The sequence below is a fragment of the Variovorax sp. CCNWLW186 genome, assembly GCF_037203865.1.
Lineage (GTDB): Bacteria > Pseudomonadota > Gammaproteobacteria > Burkholderiales > Burkholderiaceae_C > Variovorax.
In genome coordinates, this window is sequence record NZ_JBBCBO010000017.1 from 89,380 (window position 1) to 105,150 (window position 15,771).

Sequence of the window (15,771 nt, forward strand, 5' to 3'; positions counted from 1 at the left end):
AAGGCGGCGGCCCGGATCAGGGCGCCTGCCTGCGCGCGATGGGCGCCACCAGCATGTGCCGCAAAGCCAGTACGCCGCACACCGTTGCAAGCAAGATTGCCAGCAGGGCCAGCGCGGTGTCCGCGAGCGAAATGGTTTCGGGCAGGTCGCTCAGGAAAATCGTGCCGGTGTTGTAGGCCGCATGCAGCGCGATGCACGGAATGAGCGAGCGTGTGCGCTCATAGAGCCATCCGAGCACCGTTCCCATGACCAGACCCACGACAAACTGGTAGATGTTCATGTGTGCCACGCCGAAGAGCAACGCCGAGCCCAGGATGGCCTGCCACCTCGAATAGCGCTGCAGGAAACCCCGCAGCACGATGCCGCGGAACAGCATTTCCTCGAGCAGGGGCGCCATCACGCACACGGCCAGCGTGGCGGCAACGCTGCCGTCGGCCATGCGGCTGAACATCGATTCCTCCCAGGCCGAAAGCGGCGCAACCAGCACCAGCAGGTTCATCGCGGTCACTATCACCACCATCAGGCCGGGCACCAGCAGCAGCACTGGCGGCACGATCAGCACCAGCGTGGCCCTGGCGGAGGCCGGAGACTGGTGGAACAACTCGCGATAGGTGAGCTGCTGAAAGTGCATGACGCCGGCAAAGACGCAGCCGTTGCCCAGCACGGCGGCAAGCACGCCAAGCTGCATGTCGTTCAGTCCGAGCCAGCGGTTGGCGTCGCGCAGTGCAACGGCAATGACGAACTCGCAGAGGAACAGTGCCAGGAACAGGAGGGCGGCTTGCGGCCCACTGGGAAAGCCCTGGCTCTTCACAGCAGGAAAGGAATGAAGCGCCGCGTGCGGCGCATGTACTCGCGGTACGCATCGCCAAAATGCGCGATGCACTCCTTTTCATCGCTGCGCGCCGTCAGAAACAGCAGCACCGTGGCCGCCAGCACCAGCGCAAGGGTGAGCCAGGTGAACTGCTTGAGGAAGGCGCCCCAGGCCAGCAGCATCAGCGCCGTGTACATGGGGTGGCGAATGTAGCGGAAGGCGCCGGTACTGACGATGGACGAGGTTTTCTCGAAACCGTAGAGCGCCGGATCGTCGTTGCGCGCCTCGGTCGGCTTGCCATGGGCCTTGAGCAGCCTCACCGCATGGATCGGCAGCCAGATCGAGAGGGCCAGCAGCACGCAGGAGAGCAGCTGCGTGAGCGACAGCGGGTCGACATGCCACACCGGCAGGTTCACGATGATGAGCACCAGCATGCACTCCCACGCGAAGAAGCGGTAGAAGCCGTGCGAGCCCGGCTGGCGCAGCGGCCCGCGCGAAACGTAGAGCAGCGCGGCCGTGCCGGCGACAAAAAGAAAGATCTGAAACCAGAGGAGCATGGCGGCCGAATTTACACGGCCCGCCCGACTTCAGCCAGAGATGGAGAAGCCTCCGTCCACAGGAATGGCCGTCCCGGTCACGTAATCGGAGGCTTGGCTCGCAAGAAACACCGCCGTGCCCGCAATATCGGCCGGCTTGCCCCAGCGGCCGGCGGCGGCGCGGGCCACCACCCGGTCGTACAGGCCCGGAATCTGGCTGCGGGCGCCGTCGGTCAGTTCGGTCTCGAACCAGCCCGGGAGAATCGCGTTGACCTGGATGTTGTCCGCCGCCCATGAAAGCGCGGTCGACTTGGTGAGCTGCACGATGCCCGCCTTGCTCGCGGCATAGGCCGGGGCGTAGGGTGCGCCGAAGATCGACATCATCGAGCCGATGTTGATGATCTTGCCTCCGCCCGCCTTCTTCAGGTGGGGATGCGCGGCCCGGCTGCACAGGAAGGCGCTGGTCAGGTTGGTGTCCATCACCTTGTGCCACTCGTCCAGAGCCAGTTGGTCGACCGGCTTGCGCACCGTGGTGCCGGCGTTGTTGATGAGGATGTCGAGCCTGCCGCAGCGCGCGGCCGCTTCGTCGAAGGCCTTCTGCACCGAGGCTTCATCGGCCACATCGACTTCGAGCGCAAAGCTGTCGCTGCCCAGCGCCTGGAGCGCTTCGACCGCGGCGGCCGATTTCTGGGCATTGCGCGCGGCAACGATGACGCGGGCGCCGGCTTGGGCAAGGCCCTGGGCCATGCCCAGGCCGATACCGCCATTGCCGCCGGTGACGAGTGCTGTTTTTCCTGTGAGATCGAACATCAGGTGGATTCTGGTTTCTTGGAGACGAGGGTCAGGATATCGTAGCTCGCGACCAGCTCGCCGTCCTGGTTGGTCACCTCCACATCCCAGGCCACCACGCCCTGGCCCTGGCCGCTCGCGTCCTTCTTGTTGCGGTCGATCTTGCGCTTGCAGGTCAGTCGCGCGCGGATGGTGTCGCCGATGCCCACCGGCTTGACGAAGCGCAGCGTGTCGAGCCCATAGTTGGCGAGCACCGGGCCCGGCGCGGGCGATACGAAAAGGCCCGCCGCCGCCGACAGCACGAAGTAGCCGTGCGCAATGCGCTTGCCAAAGGGCGACTCCTTCGCCGCCACTTCGTCGAAGTGCATGTAGAAATAGTCGCCCGAGATGCCGCCGAAGGCCACGATGTCGGCCTCGCCGACCGTGCGGCGGTGCGTGAGCAATGAGTCGCCGATGCGCAGATCTTCGAAATGGCGGCGGAAGGGGTGCACCTCGCTTTCGCGCACCGCCGCGCCGCGCACGTGCTCGCCGGTGATCGCGGCCAGCATGGTGGGCGAGCCCTGCACCGCGGCGCGCTGCAGGTAGTGCTTCACGGCGCGCAGGCCGCCGAGCTCTTCACCGCCGCCCGCGCGGCCGGGGCCGCCGTGCTTGAGCTGCGGCAGCGGAGAGCCGTGGCCGGTCGATTCGGCGGCCGCTTCGCGGTCGAGCACCAGCAGGCGGCCGTGCCATGCGGCAGCCACCGGAATGGCCTTGGCCGCAATGGCCGCGTCGCGCGTGACCAGCGTGCCCACCAGGCTGCCGCGGCCTCGCGCAGCCAATGCGAGCGCTTCGTCGATGCCGTCATAAGGCATCAGCGTGCTGACGGGGCCGAAGGCTTCGACATCGTGCGCGGCATCATGTTCGAGCGGCTTGCGGCTCAAGAGCAGCGTGGGCGCGAAGAAGGCGCCGTCGTTCACGCCGTCGCCTACCGGCGAGAAGCCGTCGCGCTCGCCGTAGACCAGTTCGGCGCCTTGCAGCAGCGTGGCGACGCGTTCGGCCACGTCGGTTTTTTGCGCATGCGAGGCGAGCGCGCCCATGCGCACCTCTTCGCGTGACGGATCGCCGATGACTGTCTTTGCGAGCCGCGCGCGCAGCCGTTCGGCCACCGCATCCAGGTGCTGGCGCGGCACGATCGCGCGGCGGATGGCGGTGCACTTCTGGCCGGCCTTGATGGTCATCTCGCGCGCCACCTCTTTCACGAAGAGGTCGAACTCCTCGTCGTCCGGCGTCACGTCGGGCGCGAGGATTGCGCAGTTGAGTGAATCGGCCTCGGCGTTGAACGGTATCGAATGGCGAACCAAGTTCGGGTGCACGCGCAGCTTGGCGGCGGTGTCGGCCGATCCGGTGAAGGTGACCACATCGGCACCCTCGAGCCGGTCGAGCAGGTCGCCCGTGCCGCCGACCACGAGTTGCAGGCTGCCTTCCGGCAGGATGCCCGACTGCACGATGAGCCGCACCAGCGCCTCGGTCAGGTAGCTGGTCGCCGTGGCCGGCTTGCCGATGCACGGCATGCCCGCGAGAAAGCTGGGGGCGAACTTTTCGAGCAGGCCCCACACCGGAAAGTTGAACGCATTGATGTGCACCGCCACGCCGCCGCGCGGCACCAGGATGTGCGTGCCCGCAAACCCGCCCTTCTTGCCGAGCGGAAAGGCCGGGCCTTCATGCACCAGGTTGCCGGAGGGCAGCTCATTGGTGCCGATGCCCGCGTAGGCGCTGAGCGTGCCGGCGCCGCCTTCGATGTCGATCCAGCTGTCGGCGCGGGTCGCGCCTGTGTGGGCGGAGATGGCGTAGAGCGTTTCCTTGTGCGTGGCCAGGTACTTGGCCAGTGCCTTCAGGCGCTCGGAGCGTTGCTGGAAGTCGAGTGCCATCAGCGCGGGGAGGCCGACTTTGCGTGCGTGGTTCAACGCCTCGGCGAAGTCGATGGCCTCGGCATGCGTGCTGGCCACGGGCTGGCCGTTGACGGCGCTGCGCAGCTGCTGCGCGCTTTCCTTGCCGATCCAGCGGCCGGCGATGTAGCTTTGAAGGGTGCTCATGGTGATGTCCTTTGGCTTTGTATTGGCTCCTTCCCCTTCCGGGGGAAGGCTGGGATGGGGGCAAGCGGCCTTCGTTCGGTGCAGTGCTTCATCAGAAGCCGCGTGCCCCCACCCCGACCCTCCCCCGGAAGGGGAGGGAGAAAGACAGGGTCATTTCTTGTTGCCGATGCCCAGATAGGTATCGATGATTCGCTGGTCGTGCAGCAGGTCGCCTGCATTGCCTTCAAGCGCCACTGCGCCCATCTCGAGCACATAGGCCCGGTCGGCCACTTGCAGCGCGGCGCGTGCGTTCTGCTCCACCAGCAGCACCGAGACCCCATGGCTGCGCAGTTGCGACACCACGCGCAGCACTTCGCGCACCACAAGCGGCGCCAGGCCCAGCGAGGGTTCATCGAGCATCAGCAGTCGCGGGCGCGCCATCAATGCGCGGCCGATGGCAAGCATCTGCCGCTCGCCGCCCGAGAGCGTCGAAGCCAGCTGCGGCTTGCGCTCGCGCAGGCGCGGAAAGATCTCGAACACTTCTTCCATGCGCGCACGCTGGTCGCGCTTGCCCTTGCGCCATTGATAGAAGCCGCCGAGCAGCAGGTTGTCTTCCACCGACATGTCGCCGAACAGCTCGCGCCGCTCGGGCACAAGCGCCACGCCGCGCGCCACCATGGTCTCGACACCAGGGCGCGCGATGCGTTCGCCATGCAGCGAGAGGCTTCCGGTGGAAGGAAGCAGTCCCATCGCCGCGCACAGCAGCGTGGTCTTGCCCGCGCCGTTGGGCCCGATGACGGTGACGATCTCGCCTTCGTTCACATGCAGGCGCACGCTGTGCACCGCCTCCACGGTACGGTAGGCAACGCAGAAGTCGTCGAGCTGAAGGAGCGGATGGCTCATCGCGCGTCCTCCAGCAGCTGGTCGTCGGCACCACCCAGGTAAGCCTCGAGCACGCGCGGGTTGGCCTGCACTTCAGCCGGCGTGCCAGTCGCGATGACGGTGCCGAACTCCAGCACGGTGATGCGGTCGGCGAGGTTCATCACAAATTCCATGTCATGTTCCACCACGAGAATGCCGAGGCCTTCGGCGCGCAGTTGGCTCAGCAGCACGGAAAGCGCGCGCTTCTCCAGGTGACGCAGGCCCGCGGCGGGTTCGTCGAGCAGCAGCACCGAGGGTTGGCCGGCCAGCGCGCGCGCAATCTCGACCACGCGCTGCTGTCCGAGCGAAAGTGATGCGGCCGGCGTATCGGCATGCTCGCCAAGGCCGCAGCGCTCGATCTGGCGGCGGGCTTCGGTCATCAGCGCGGCTTCTTCCGCGCGGTCCAGCCGAAGCATGGCGGCAAGCCAGCCGCGGCGGGCACGCAAGTGCGCGCCAAGCGCCACGTTCTCGACCACGCTGCGCTGCCCGAGCAGGCGCACATGCTGGAAGGTGCGGCCCAGGCCGAGCGCCGCGAATACGCGCGAAGGCCTGGCGGCCATCGGCTGGCACGCGAGCCGCACTTCGCCCGAGCTCGGATCGTCCACGCCGGAGATCATGTTGAAGAAGGTGCTCTTGCCTGCGCCGTTCGGCCCGATCAGCGCATGGATCTCGCCCGCCTTCAGCGTCATCGAGATGTCGTTGTTGGCCACCAGGCCGCCGAATCGCTTGCTCACGTTGGTGGCCTGCAGCATGACCTCGCCCTTGGCGGGCAGGTTGCGCTGTACCAATTGCATCGCAGTCGCCGAGGGCTGCGAAGCATCGATTCCAGCAGTGGCATGCGGGCGCACCCAGCGCCTTGCAATGCGCGCCAGCGTCGGCCACAGCCCGTCCGCAAAGCGCTGCAGCACAAAGAGCATGAGCAGGCCGAAGACGATCACCTCGAAATTCCCGCTGCTGCCGAGCAGCGAGGGCAGCACGTCCTGCAGCTTTTCCTTCAGCAGCGTGATGAGCGCAGCGCCCAGAACCGCGCCCCACAGGTGTCCCGCGCCGCCGACCACCGCCATGAACAGCAGCTCGATGCCGATGTTCAGGTTGAAAGGCGTGGGATTGACGAAGCGCTGCAGGTGCGCATAGAGCCAGCCCGACACGGCCGCCAGCAGGGCCGCAAGCACGAAGAGCTTCACGCGGTGGCGGGCGGTGTCCACCCCCATCGACTCGGCCATGAGCCGGCCGCCCTTGAGCGCGCGGATGGCCCGGCCTTCGCGCGAATCGAGCAGGTTGTGCATGGCCCAGAGCGCCAGCAGCAGCACGGCCCAGATCACCACGCCAAGCGCGCGCGGCGTGGCCAGCGAGAAGCCGGCAATCACCAGCGGCGGCACGCCGGTGATGCCTGTTTGTCCGCCAAGGAAATCCATGTTGCCGAACAGGTAGTAAAGGCTCAGGCCCCAGGCAATGGTGCACAGCGGCAGGTAGTGCCCCTGCAGCTTGAGCGTGACCGCGCCGAGCGCCCATGCCAGGGCGAAGGTCAGCAGCAGGCCCAGCAGCAGCCCCGCCCATGGCAGCAGGGCAGGGCCGACGAAGCCGCCCATCCAGGCCGCCGCGCCAGGCGAGGTGCAGATCCACGCAGTCGCGTACGAGCCCACGCCCACGAACGCGGCCTGGCCGAATGACGTCATGCCGCCCACGCCGGTCAGCATGACGAGGCCGACCGCGACCAGTGCATAGAGCCCGATGTTGCTGAGCACCGATACCGTGAACTCCGGCAGGAAGCCCCAGGCCGCTGCAAGCAGCACGACAAAGCCGAGCGTGAGCTGCCGCGGCGTGACCAGCGCTCGGCCGGTGGACGGCGGCGCGGCGCCAGCGGTGTTGTTGGCGGAGGTGTCGTTCATTCCTCGTCCTCCACATGATGGCTGTGCAGCGAGCGCCACCACAGCACCGGGATGATCAGCGTGAAGACCAGCACTTCCTTGAACGGGCTGGCCCAGAATGAAGCAAAGGCTTCGAGCTGGCCGACCAGCAGCGCGCCCCCCAGCGCCAGCGGATAGCTTGCGAGCCCACCCACGATCGCGGCGACAAAGCCCTTGAGGCCGATCAGGAAGCCGGTGTCGTAGTACACCGTGGTGAGCGGCGCAATCAGCAGGCCCGAGATCGCGCCGATGAGCGCCGCGAGCGCAAAGCTCAAGTCACCCGAAAGTTCCGTCGGAATGCCCGACAGGCGAGCGCCCACGCGGTTGATGGCGGTGGCGCGCAGCGCCTTGCCGATCATCGAGCGGCCGAAGAAAAGGAACATTGCAATCACCAGCAGCAGCGTGACGCCCACCACCACCAGCGACTGCCCGCTGACCGGAATGCCGCCCACGTCGAAGCGTTCTTCAGAAAACGGCGCGGTGCGGTAGCCCTCGGCACCGAAGAACAGCAGGCCCAGCCCCACCAGCACGCCGTGCAGCGCGACCGAGACGATCAGCAGCATCAGCACGCTGGCATCGGCCAAAGGCCGGTAGGCAAGGCGATAGAGCAGCGGCCCGAGCGGCGCGATCAACACCAGCGTGGTGACGGCTTGGGCCGCCATCGATGTGGGCTTGAGCAGCAATACCAGTGCGGCGGCGGCCAGCGGCAACACGACGCACCACGCAACTGCCGAAGCCCAGTCGACGACCGCGCCGCGCTTCCAGCGCCAGAACTCGACCACCAGCACCATGGCCGCGAGCGCAATCAGCAGCCACAGCGTGGCCGGCACCCGGCCCGTTTGCAGCATTGCCATCGAGAGCGCCCCGAAGGCGACGAACTCGCCCTGGGGAATGAAGATGACGCGCGTGACGGAGAACACCAGCACAAGAGCAAGCGCCATCAATCCGTAGACGGCGCCGTTCACGATGCCGTCCTGCCCCAGCAAAAGGGCGATCTGCAGATCCATAGAAAACCTTTGGGCTCAGCCCTTGTATCGAATCAGTGTCCGGCGCCTGTCTCTTCAGCTGGGACTTGTATTGCTCCTTTCCCTTCCGGGGGAAGGCTGGGATGGGGGCAAGCGCTTGCCTTCACAGCCGCGCGGATGTCGATGCCGTCGTGCCCCCACCCCGACCCTCCCCCGGGAGGGGAGGGAGCAAGGCGAAGACGTGTCAGGGCTGGTATTTCCAGGCGCCGTTTTCGATCTTGACCATGACGCGGGCGCGTTGATCAAGACCCAGATGGTCGTTCGCCGTCATGTTGAATACGCCGTGCGCGCCGGCCACGTCCTTCACCTGCTCGAGCGCGTCGCGCAGCGCGGCGCGGAATTCGGGCGTGCCCGGCTGCGCCTTTTTCAGGGCAACGGGAACGGCCGACGTCATCAGCAGGCCTGCGTCCCACGCGTGCGCGCCGAAGGTCGACACGGTGTTCTTGCCGTTAGCGCCCTCATAGGCGGTCACATAGGCCATGGCCGATTTCTTCACCGGGTGGCTGGCCGGCAGCTGCTCGGCCACCAGCACCGGGCCGGCTGGCAGGAAGGTGCCTTCCACGTCCTTGCCGCCGACGCGCAGGAAGTCGGCATTCGCCACGCCGTGCGTCTGGTACATCTTGCCGGTGTAGCCGCGCTCCTTGAGCGTTTTCTGCGGCAGCGCGGCCGGCGTGCCGGAGCCCGCCACCAGCACCGCGTCGGCCTTGGCGGCCATGATCTTCAGGGCTTGGCCGGTCACGGAGGTGTCGGTGCGCGCATAGCGCTCGTTGGCCACGATCTTGAGCTTCTTCAGCTCGGCCGCCTTCGCGAATTCTTGCGACCAGCCTTCGCCGTACGCGTCGGAGAAACCGATGAAGGCCACCGTCTTCACGCCGCTGGTGGCCATGTGCTCGGCAATGGCCAGCGACATCATGATGTCGTTCTGCGGCGTCTTGAACACCCACTGCTTCTTGGCATCCATCGGCTCGACGATACGGGCCGAGGCGGCAATGGAAATCATCGGCGTCTTGGCTTCGCTCACCACGTCGATCATTGCGAGCGAGTTGGGCGTGGTGGTGGAGCCCAGCACGATGTCGACCTTGTTCTCGGCAATGAGCTTGCGCGTATTGGCCACGGCCGCGGTGGTGTCGGAGGCGTCGTCCAGCACGATGTAGTTGATCTTCTGGCCGCCGATAGTCTTGGGCATCAGCGCGATGGTGTTCTTCTCGGGAATGCCGAGCGAGGCGGCCGGGCCGGTGGCCGAGAGCGTCACGCCGACGTTCACATCGGCCCATGCCAGGGCGGCAGTGGCGCACAGCGCGGCAATCGCCAGGGGCTTGAAGAATTTCATTTTGGTTTGTCTCCGGGTTGAAAAATCGTTGTTGTGTGTCAGCGCTCGTCGAACGACAGGGTGACGCGTTCGGTCAGGGGGTGCGCCTGGCAGGTCAGCACGAATCCTGCGGCCACTTCATTCTTGTCGAGCGCAAAATTTCTTTCCATGCGGACTTCCCCCTCCACCAGCTTGGCGCGGCAGGTGCCGCACACGCCGGAGGTGCATGAGAACGGCACTTCGAGGCCCGCCGCCGAAGCCGCATCGAGAATGCTCGGCTGGCCTTCGGTAAAGGCGATTTCGCGCTGCAGGCCGTCGCGCACGATGGTGATGCGCGCCTGCTTGGCGTCGCCCGGCAAGGCCTCGTGCACCACTGCGCCCACCTGGCCCGCCGAGGTGGCGGAGGGCAGCGCAACGCCAAAGCGCTCGATGTGGATGCGCTCCTCGGGCACGCCCGCGGCAAGCATCGCAGCCTCGGCCTCGTCGTTCATCTGGAACGGCCCGCAAACGTAGGCGTGGTCGATGCTCCCGGCGGGAACAACCGTCTGCAGAAACTCGCCGATCTTTTCGCGGTTCATCACGCCGTGGCCCAGCGGAGAATCGGTGTGCTCGTCGGAGAACACATGGTGCAGCACCAGCCGCGTCATGTAGCGGTTCTTCAGGTCCTCGATTTCTTCCTTGAACATCGTGGATTGCAGCTGCCGGTTGCCGTAGATCAGCGTGAAGCGGCTGAGCGGCTCGCGCGCCAGCACGGTTTTCATGATGGAGAGAATGGGCGTGATGCCGCTGCCGCCTGCAATACCCACATGGTGCCGCGCGGCGCCGGGTTCGATCGGCACGAAGAAGCGGCCTTGCGGCGCCATCGCCTGCACCGTGTCGCCGGGCTGCAGGTGCGCGTTGATCCAGTTGGAGAAAACGCCGCCGCGCACCTTGCGCACGCCGACGCGCAACTCACCGTCGTCGAGGCCGGCGCAGATCGAATACGAACGGCGCAGGTCCTGCCCGTCGATGTCGCGGCGCAGCGTGAGGTACTGGCCCTGGGTAAAGCCGAAGGTTTCCCGCAGGTCGGCCGGTACTTCGAACGACACGATGACGGCCTCGGCGGTGTCGGGCTCGATCGCCTTCACGCGCAGCGGGTGGAAGAGGGTGCTCATCGCTTTGTCAGATCGGCTTGAAATGTTCGAAGGGTTCGCGGCAAGCCATGCAGCGGTAGAGCGCCTTGCATGCGGTGGAGCCGAAGGCGGAAAGGCGTTCGGTGCGTTCGCTCGCGCAGCGGGGACAGGCGATGCGTTCGCCGCCGGCCATGCGGCCGAAAAGGCGGATGGACATTGCCGTGTTGGCCGCGGCTTCCGGCGTGAGATGCGCGGGCGGTGCGATGCCGTAGGCCTTGAGCTTGGCGCGGCCTTCGTCGCTGATCCAGTCGCTGCTCCAGGCGGGGGCGCGGCGCAGCGTGGCGCGTGCGCGGCCGAGGCCTGCCTGTTCGATGGCGGCGAGCACGTCGTGCTCGATGGCTTCGGTGGCGGGGCAGCCGGAGTAGGTGGGCGTGAGCACGATCTCCAGTCCATCGTCATGCTCGATCACCTCGCGCACGATGCCGAGGTCGCAGACGGACACGGCCGGCACTTCGGGGTCGAGCACCGTATGGAGCACGGCCCACGCCGCATCGACGCGCGATGCGACGGCGTTCACCACACGCCTCCCGGGTAAGAGCGCTGCAGGTGCTGCATCTCGGCGAGGATGTAGCCCATGTGCTCGCTGTGCACGCCCTGCTTGCCGGTGCTGCGAAAGGCGGCTTCCTGCGGCATTGCGAGGCCGGCGGCGTCGAGCACCTGCTGCATCTCGGCGAGCCACGGCTCGCGCAATTCGCTCCACGCCGGGCCAAGGCCGGTAGCACTGGCTGCTTCATCCACCGCGTCGCTCTCGAACAGCTCGGGCATGTAGAGCCAGAGTTGCTTCAGCGCCTTTTCCGTACGGCGGCGCGATTCATCGGTGCCATCACCGAGACGAACCACCCAGTCGCCCGAATGCTGCTGGTGATAGCGCGCCTCCTTCACGGCCTTGCCGGCGATGGCGGCCACCTCGGCATCGCTCGAAGCGGCAAGGCGTTGCCACAGCAGCTTGAGCAGCGTGGCCACCATGGTGTTGCGCACCACGGCAAAGGCGAAGTCGCCGCGCGGAAGCTCGACCAGCGTGAGGTTGAAGTAGTCGCGTTCGTCGCGCAGGTAGGCAAGCTGGTCTTCGTCGTGTTCTCGGCCTTGGCCTTCGAGCTTGCCGGCATGGGTAAGCAGTGCGCGCGCCTGGCCGACCAAGTCGAGCGCAATGTTGGCCATGGCAATGTCTTCTTCCAGCACCGGCGCATGGCCGCACCATTCGCCCAGGCGCTGCGCGAGCACCAGGCAGGTGTCGCCGATGCGCAGCAGGTATTGCACCGTGGGGGTGCGGTTCAGTTCGATAGAGGCTTGCATGCGATCCGCCTACATGTGGTCCACGGACTTGGGCAACGCATAGAAGGTCGGGTGCCGATACACCTTGTCCTCCGCCGGATCGAAGAACATGTCCTTGTCCCCTGGGTCGCTCGCCACGATCTGGTCCGAGCGCACCACCCAGATGCTGCTTCCTTCCTGCCGGCGCGTGTACACGTCGCGTGCCAGCTGGATCGCCATCTTCGGATCGGCCGCGTGCAGGCTGCCGCAATGCTTGTGGTCGAGCCCGGCCTTGCTGCGCACGAACACTTCCCACAGGGGCCACTCTTGTTTCTGTTCGGCGCTCATGCGGCCTCCTTCATCGGTTGCTTGTTGGCGTGGGCCATGGCGGCCTCGCGCACCCAAGCGCCTTCTTCCCAGGCATCGACGCGCGCCTGCAGGCGCTCACGGTTGCAGGGGCCATCGCCGCCCACCACGCGCCAGAACTCGCTCCAGTCGATGGTGCCGAAGTCGTGCGCCTGGCGCTCTTCGTTCCACTTCAGGTCGGGATCGGGCAGGGTCACGCCAAGGATGCGCGCCTGCTCCACGGTGGCGTCGATGAACTTCTGGCGGAGTTCGTCGTTGCTGAAGCGCTTGATGCCCCAGCGCATCGACTGCGCGGAGTTGGGCGACTGGTCGTCCGGCGGGCCGAACATCATGATCGAGGGCCACCACCAGCGGTTGACCGCGTCCTGCACCATCGCCTTCTGCGCATCGGTGCCGTGCGTCATCATCGTGAGCAACGCTTCATAGCCCTGGCGCTGGTGAAAGCTCTCCTCGCGGCAGATGCGCACCATGGCGCGCGCATACGGCGCATACGAGCAGCGGCAGATCGGCACCTGGTTCATGATGGCCGCGCCGTCGACCAGCCAGCCGATGGTGCCCATGTCGGCCCAGGTGAGCGTGGGGTAGTTGAAGATCGAGCTGTACTTGGCCTTGCCGCTGTGCAGCGCATCGAACATCTGGTCGCGCGAGGTGCCCAGCGTTTCGGCGGCGGCGTACAGGTAGAGGCCGTGGCCGCCTTCGTCCTGCACCTTGGCCAGCAGGATGGCCTTGCGCTTGAGCGTGGGCGCGCGGCCGATCCAGTTGCCTTCGGGCAGCATGCCCACGATTTCGGAGTGCGCGTGCTGGCTGATCTGCCGTACCAGCGTCTTGCGGTAGTGCTCGGGCATCCAGTCCTTCGCCTCGATGAACTCGCCGGCGTCGATGCGCTCATCGAAGCGTTCTTCGAGCCGCATTTCGTCGGCAGAGCGCACGGCCTTTTTCTTGCCGTCGTCGCCTGAGTCCTTGCCCATGGTGTCCATTGCCTGGGTGTACATGTGCGTGTCCTTTGTCTGCAAAGAGAATGGAAACGGTGCGCGCGTTCAGCGCGGCCGTGTGTCGATCACGCGGCGGGCCTTGCCGGTCTGCGTGCGTTCGATGGAATCGGGGTCGAACACGCGCACCGTGGTCGAAATGCCGACCAGCGTCTTCACGCGGTCCTGCACCCAGCCGGCGATGGCCTTGCGTTCGGCTTCGTCGACGGCGGCATTGCGATGGTCGAGCTCGCAATGCACCTCGACCTCGTCGAGCAGGCCTTCGCGGCGCACGTGCACCTGGTAGAGGCCCGAAAGGCGCTCGTGCGCCAGCACGACTTCTTCGACCTGCGTGGGAAACACGTTCACGCCGCGGATGATCATCATGTCGTCGCTGCGCCCGACGATCTTGCCCATGCGGCGGAACGATCGCGAGGTGGGCGGCAGCAGGCGCGTGAGGTCGCGCGTGCGGTAGCGCACGATGGGCATGGCCTCCTTGCTGAGCGAGGTGAAGACCAGTTCGCCTTCCTCGCCGTCGGCCTTGAGCTCGCCGGTGTCGGGGTCGATGATCTCGGGGTAGAAGTGGTCTTCCCAGATCACGGGGCCGTCCTTGCTTTCGACGCATTCGCTGGCCACGCCGGGGCCCATCACTTCGGAAAGGCCGTAGATGTCGACCGCGTCCAGGCCGGCCTTGCCTTCGATGTCGCGGCGCATGGCCTCGGTCCAGGGCTCGGCGCCGAAGATGCCGATCTTGAGCGAGCTGTTCTTTGCATCGAGGCCCTGCCGCTCGAACTGCTCGATGATCACCTGCATGTAGCTGGGCGTGACCATGATGATGTCGGGCTTGAAGTCCTGGATCAGCTGCACCTGCTTTTCGGTTTGCCCGCCCGACATCGGGATGACGGTGCAGCCCGCACGCTCGGCGCCGTAGTGGGCGCCGAGGCCGCCGGTGAAGAGGCCGTAGCCGTAGGACACATGCACCATGTCGCCCGGCCGCCCGCCGGCGGCGCGGATGGAACGCGCAACGAGGTCGGCCCAGGTGTCGATGTCCTTGAGCGTGTAGCCCACCACGGTCGGCTTGCCGGTGGTGCCCGACGACGCATGGATGCGCGCCACCTGCGTGCGCGGCACGGCGAACATGCCGAAGGGATAGTTGTCGCGCAGGTCGCTCTTTACGGTGAACGGAAATTTCGACAGGTCGGCGAGGGACTTCAAATCATCCGGATGCACGCCCTTGGCATCGAAGGCCTTGCGGTAGTGCGGCACGTTGTCGTACGCGCGCTGCAGCGTGGCGCGCAGGCGGCTGAGCTGCAGGGCGGCAATTTCGTCGCGGCTCGCGGTTTCGATGGGCTCGAGCTCGCCGGGGGCGGGGTGTCTGGCGGTCATGGTGCGTGTGTCTCCTCAGGCGGCAACGGCGGGGCGGCCCTTGGCGGTGTATGAGCGGCCGCGAAAAATGGCAACGCGCTCGCCGCGCTGGTTGGTGATTTCGGTGTCGTACACGCCGGTGCGCCCGGCCTTCGAAACCTCGAAGCAGCGCGCGGTGAGCACATCGCCTTCGTGTGCCGGTGCAAGGAAGTCGATGGAAAAGCCCGAGGCCACCGTAAGTTCGTTGTACGAGTTGCAGGCGAAGGCAAAGGTGGAATCGGCCAACGTGGCCATGAAGCCGCCGTGGCAGATGGCGTGGCCGTTGAGCATGTCTTGGCGCACCTGCATCTGCAGGGTGGCCTGGCCGGGGGCGACTTCGACGATGCGCATGCCTAGGCCCTTGCTGGCGTTGTCGTTGGCGAACATGCCGTCTCGGACGTGTTCGGCTGTCTTTTGTGGAGTGCGGGAGGTGTCGGTCATCTCAGCGATCCTTGAACACCGGTGCACGCTTGGCACGAAAGGCTTCGACGCCTTCGCGGTAGTCGGCGGCGTTGCCCAGCTCGCGCTGGATGCGTGCTTCTTCGGCGAGTGCCGTGTCCAGGTTCATGTCCTGCGCCGAAGCCATGGCTTGCCGCGTGGCGACCAGGGCGCGGGTCGGCATTGCGGCGAGTTTCGATGCGAGCGAGGCCACTGTGTCGGTCAGTGCCGCGTCGTCCACGCATTGCCATATCAGTCCGATGCGCGCCGCTTCCTCGGCGGGGAGCTTGTCGCCCAGCATCGCGATGCCGAGTGCGCGCGCCGAGCCCACGAGGCGGGGCAGCAGCCAGGTGCCGCCCGTGTCGGGCACGAGGCCGATCTTGGTGAAGGCCTGGATGAAGCTGGCCGAGCGCGCGGCCACGACGAGGTCGCAGCACAGCGCGAGGTTGGCGCCCGCGCCGGCGGCCACGCCGTTGACGGCGGCCACCACCGGCACCGGCATCGAACGCAGGCGCGCGACGAGTGGCGCGTAGTAAGTGGAGATGACGTGGCCCAGGTCCTTGGGAGCGGCGCCGGGCGTGGGGTCGGGCGCGACGGAGGGGTCGGCCAGGTCCTGCCCGGCGCAGAAGGCGCGGCCGGCGCCCGTGAGCACCACGCAGCGCACGCTGTCGTCCGTGGCGGCGAGCTCAAGCGCTGCCATCAACTCGGCATGCATTTCCGTCGTGAAGCTGTTGAGCGCGGCGGGGCGGTTGAGGCTCAACGTGCGCACGGCGCCGGCATTACCGGTGAGAACTAAAGGTTCTGGCATGGGCTTGTCTCTCAT

16 protein-coding genes are annotated in these 15,771 nt (G+C 66.5%); all 16 read right to left on the reverse strand.

The window, feature by feature from the left end; genetic code table 11:
* Positions 1 to 16 precede the first annotated feature (16 nt).
* Positions 17 to 811 carry a CPBP family intramembrane glutamic endopeptidase gene (locus V9K97_RS19530; RefSeq protein ID WP_337320079.1) on the reverse strand — a complete coding sequence of 265 codons (795 nt, stop codon included), beginning with the start codon at positions 809 to 811 and terminating at the stop codon, positions 17 to 19.
* Positions 808 to 1,368 (reverse strand): methyltransferase family protein, encoded by a 561-nt coding sequence (locus V9K97_RS19535; RefSeq protein ID WP_337320081.1) that lies wholly within the window; start codon positions 1,366 to 1,368, stop codon positions 808 to 810. Before V9K97_RS19535 ends, V9K97_RS19530 begins: the two co-directional genes overlap by 4 nt.
* 30 nt (positions 1,369 to 1,398) lie before the next feature.
* Positions 1,399 to 2,157, reverse strand: a complete 759-nt coding sequence (locus V9K97_RS19540; RefSeq protein WP_337320082.1) for an SDR family NAD(P)-dependent oxidoreductase — start codon at positions 2,155 to 2,157, stop codon at positions 1,399 to 1,401.
* Positions 2,157 to 4,208 (reverse strand): phenylacetic acid degradation bifunctional protein PaaZ, encoded by a 2,052-nt coding sequence (gene paaZ / locus V9K97_RS19545; RefSeq protein WP_337320084.1) that lies wholly within the window; start codon positions 4,206 to 4,208, stop codon positions 2,157 to 2,159. Before paaZ ends, V9K97_RS19540 begins: the two co-directional genes overlap by 1 nt.
* 150 nt (positions 4,209 to 4,358) lie before the next feature.
* Entirely contained in the window at positions 4,359 to 5,090 is a 732-nt protein-coding gene (locus V9K97_RS19550; RefSeq protein WP_337320085.1) for an ABC transporter ATP-binding protein, read from the reverse strand.
* On the reverse strand, positions 5,087 to 6,997 hold the full coding sequence (locus tag V9K97_RS19555; protein WP_337320087.1) for a branched-chain amino acid ABC transporter ATP-binding protein/permease: 1,911 nt from the start codon (positions 6,995 to 6,997) through the stop codon (positions 5,087 to 5,089). The genes V9K97_RS19550 and V9K97_RS19555 overlap by 4 nt, the downstream gene beginning before the upstream one ends.
* Positions 6,994 to 8,022: a branched-chain amino acid ABC transporter permease gene (locus tag V9K97_RS19560; RefSeq protein ID WP_337320088.1), complete on the reverse strand. Its 1,029-nt coding sequence runs from the start codon at positions 8,020 to 8,022 to the stop codon at positions 6,994 to 6,996. Before V9K97_RS19560 ends, V9K97_RS19555 begins: the two co-directional genes overlap by 4 nt.
* Positions 8,023 to 8,224: 202 nt before the next feature.
* Entirely contained in the window at positions 8,225 to 9,370 is a 1,146-nt protein-coding gene (locus V9K97_RS19565) for an ABC transporter substrate-binding protein (protein WP_337320090.1), read from the reverse strand.
* A gap of 38 nt (positions 9,371 to 9,408) precedes the next feature.
* Entirely contained in the window at positions 9,409 to 10,503 is a 1,095-nt protein-coding gene (gene paaE, locus V9K97_RS19570) for a 1,2-phenylacetyl-CoA epoxidase subunit PaaE (protein WP_337320092.1), read from the reverse strand.
* Positions 10,504 to 10,510: 7 nt separating this feature from the next.
* On the reverse strand, positions 10,511 to 11,038 hold the full coding sequence (paaD, locus tag V9K97_RS19575) for a 1,2-phenylacetyl-CoA epoxidase subunit PaaD (RefSeq protein WP_443303744.1): 528 nt from the start codon (positions 11,036 to 11,038) through the stop codon (positions 10,511 to 10,513).
* Complete coding sequence (gene paaC, locus V9K97_RS19580; protein ID WP_258504487.1) at positions 11,035 to 11,814, reverse strand: 1,2-phenylacetyl-CoA epoxidase subunit PaaC; 780 nt, start codon at positions 11,812 to 11,814, stop codon at positions 11,035 to 11,037. Before paaC ends, paaD begins: the two co-directional genes overlap by 4 nt.
* A gap of 9 nt (positions 11,815 to 11,823) precedes the next feature.
* Positions 11,824 to 12,120: a 1,2-phenylacetyl-CoA epoxidase subunit PaaB gene (paaB, locus tag V9K97_RS19585; protein WP_126745601.1), complete on the reverse strand. Its 297-nt coding sequence runs from the start codon at positions 12,118 to 12,120 to the stop codon at positions 11,824 to 11,826.
* Positions 12,117 to 13,130, reverse strand: a complete 1,014-nt coding sequence (gene paaA, locus V9K97_RS19590) for a 1,2-phenylacetyl-CoA epoxidase subunit PaaA (protein ID WP_337320095.1) — start codon at positions 13,128 to 13,130, stop codon at positions 12,117 to 12,119. Before paaA ends, paaB begins: the two co-directional genes overlap by 4 nt.
* Before the next feature lie 45 nt (positions 13,131 to 13,175).
* Positions 13,176 to 14,492, reverse strand: coding sequence for a phenylacetate--CoA ligase PaaK (paaK, locus tag V9K97_RS19595; protein WP_258504492.1), 1,317 nt, complete (start codon positions 14,490 to 14,492; stop codon positions 13,176 to 13,178).
* Between the two features lie 15 nt (positions 14,493 to 14,507).
* The gene (gene paaI / locus V9K97_RS19600; protein WP_337320097.1) at positions 14,508 to 14,951 is read right to left on the reverse strand and encodes a hydroxyphenylacetyl-CoA thioesterase PaaI; all 444 of its coding nucleotides are present in this window, start codon (positions 14,949 to 14,951) and stop codon (positions 14,508 to 14,510) included.
* Position 14,952: 1 nt separating this feature from the next.
* Entirely contained in the window at positions 14,953 to 15,756 is an 804-nt protein-coding gene (gene paaG, locus V9K97_RS19605) for a 2-(1,2-epoxy-1,2-dihydrophenyl)acetyl-CoA isomerase PaaG (RefSeq protein WP_337320099.1), read from the reverse strand.
* Between the last annotated feature and the right edge of the window lie 15 nt (positions 15,757 to 15,771).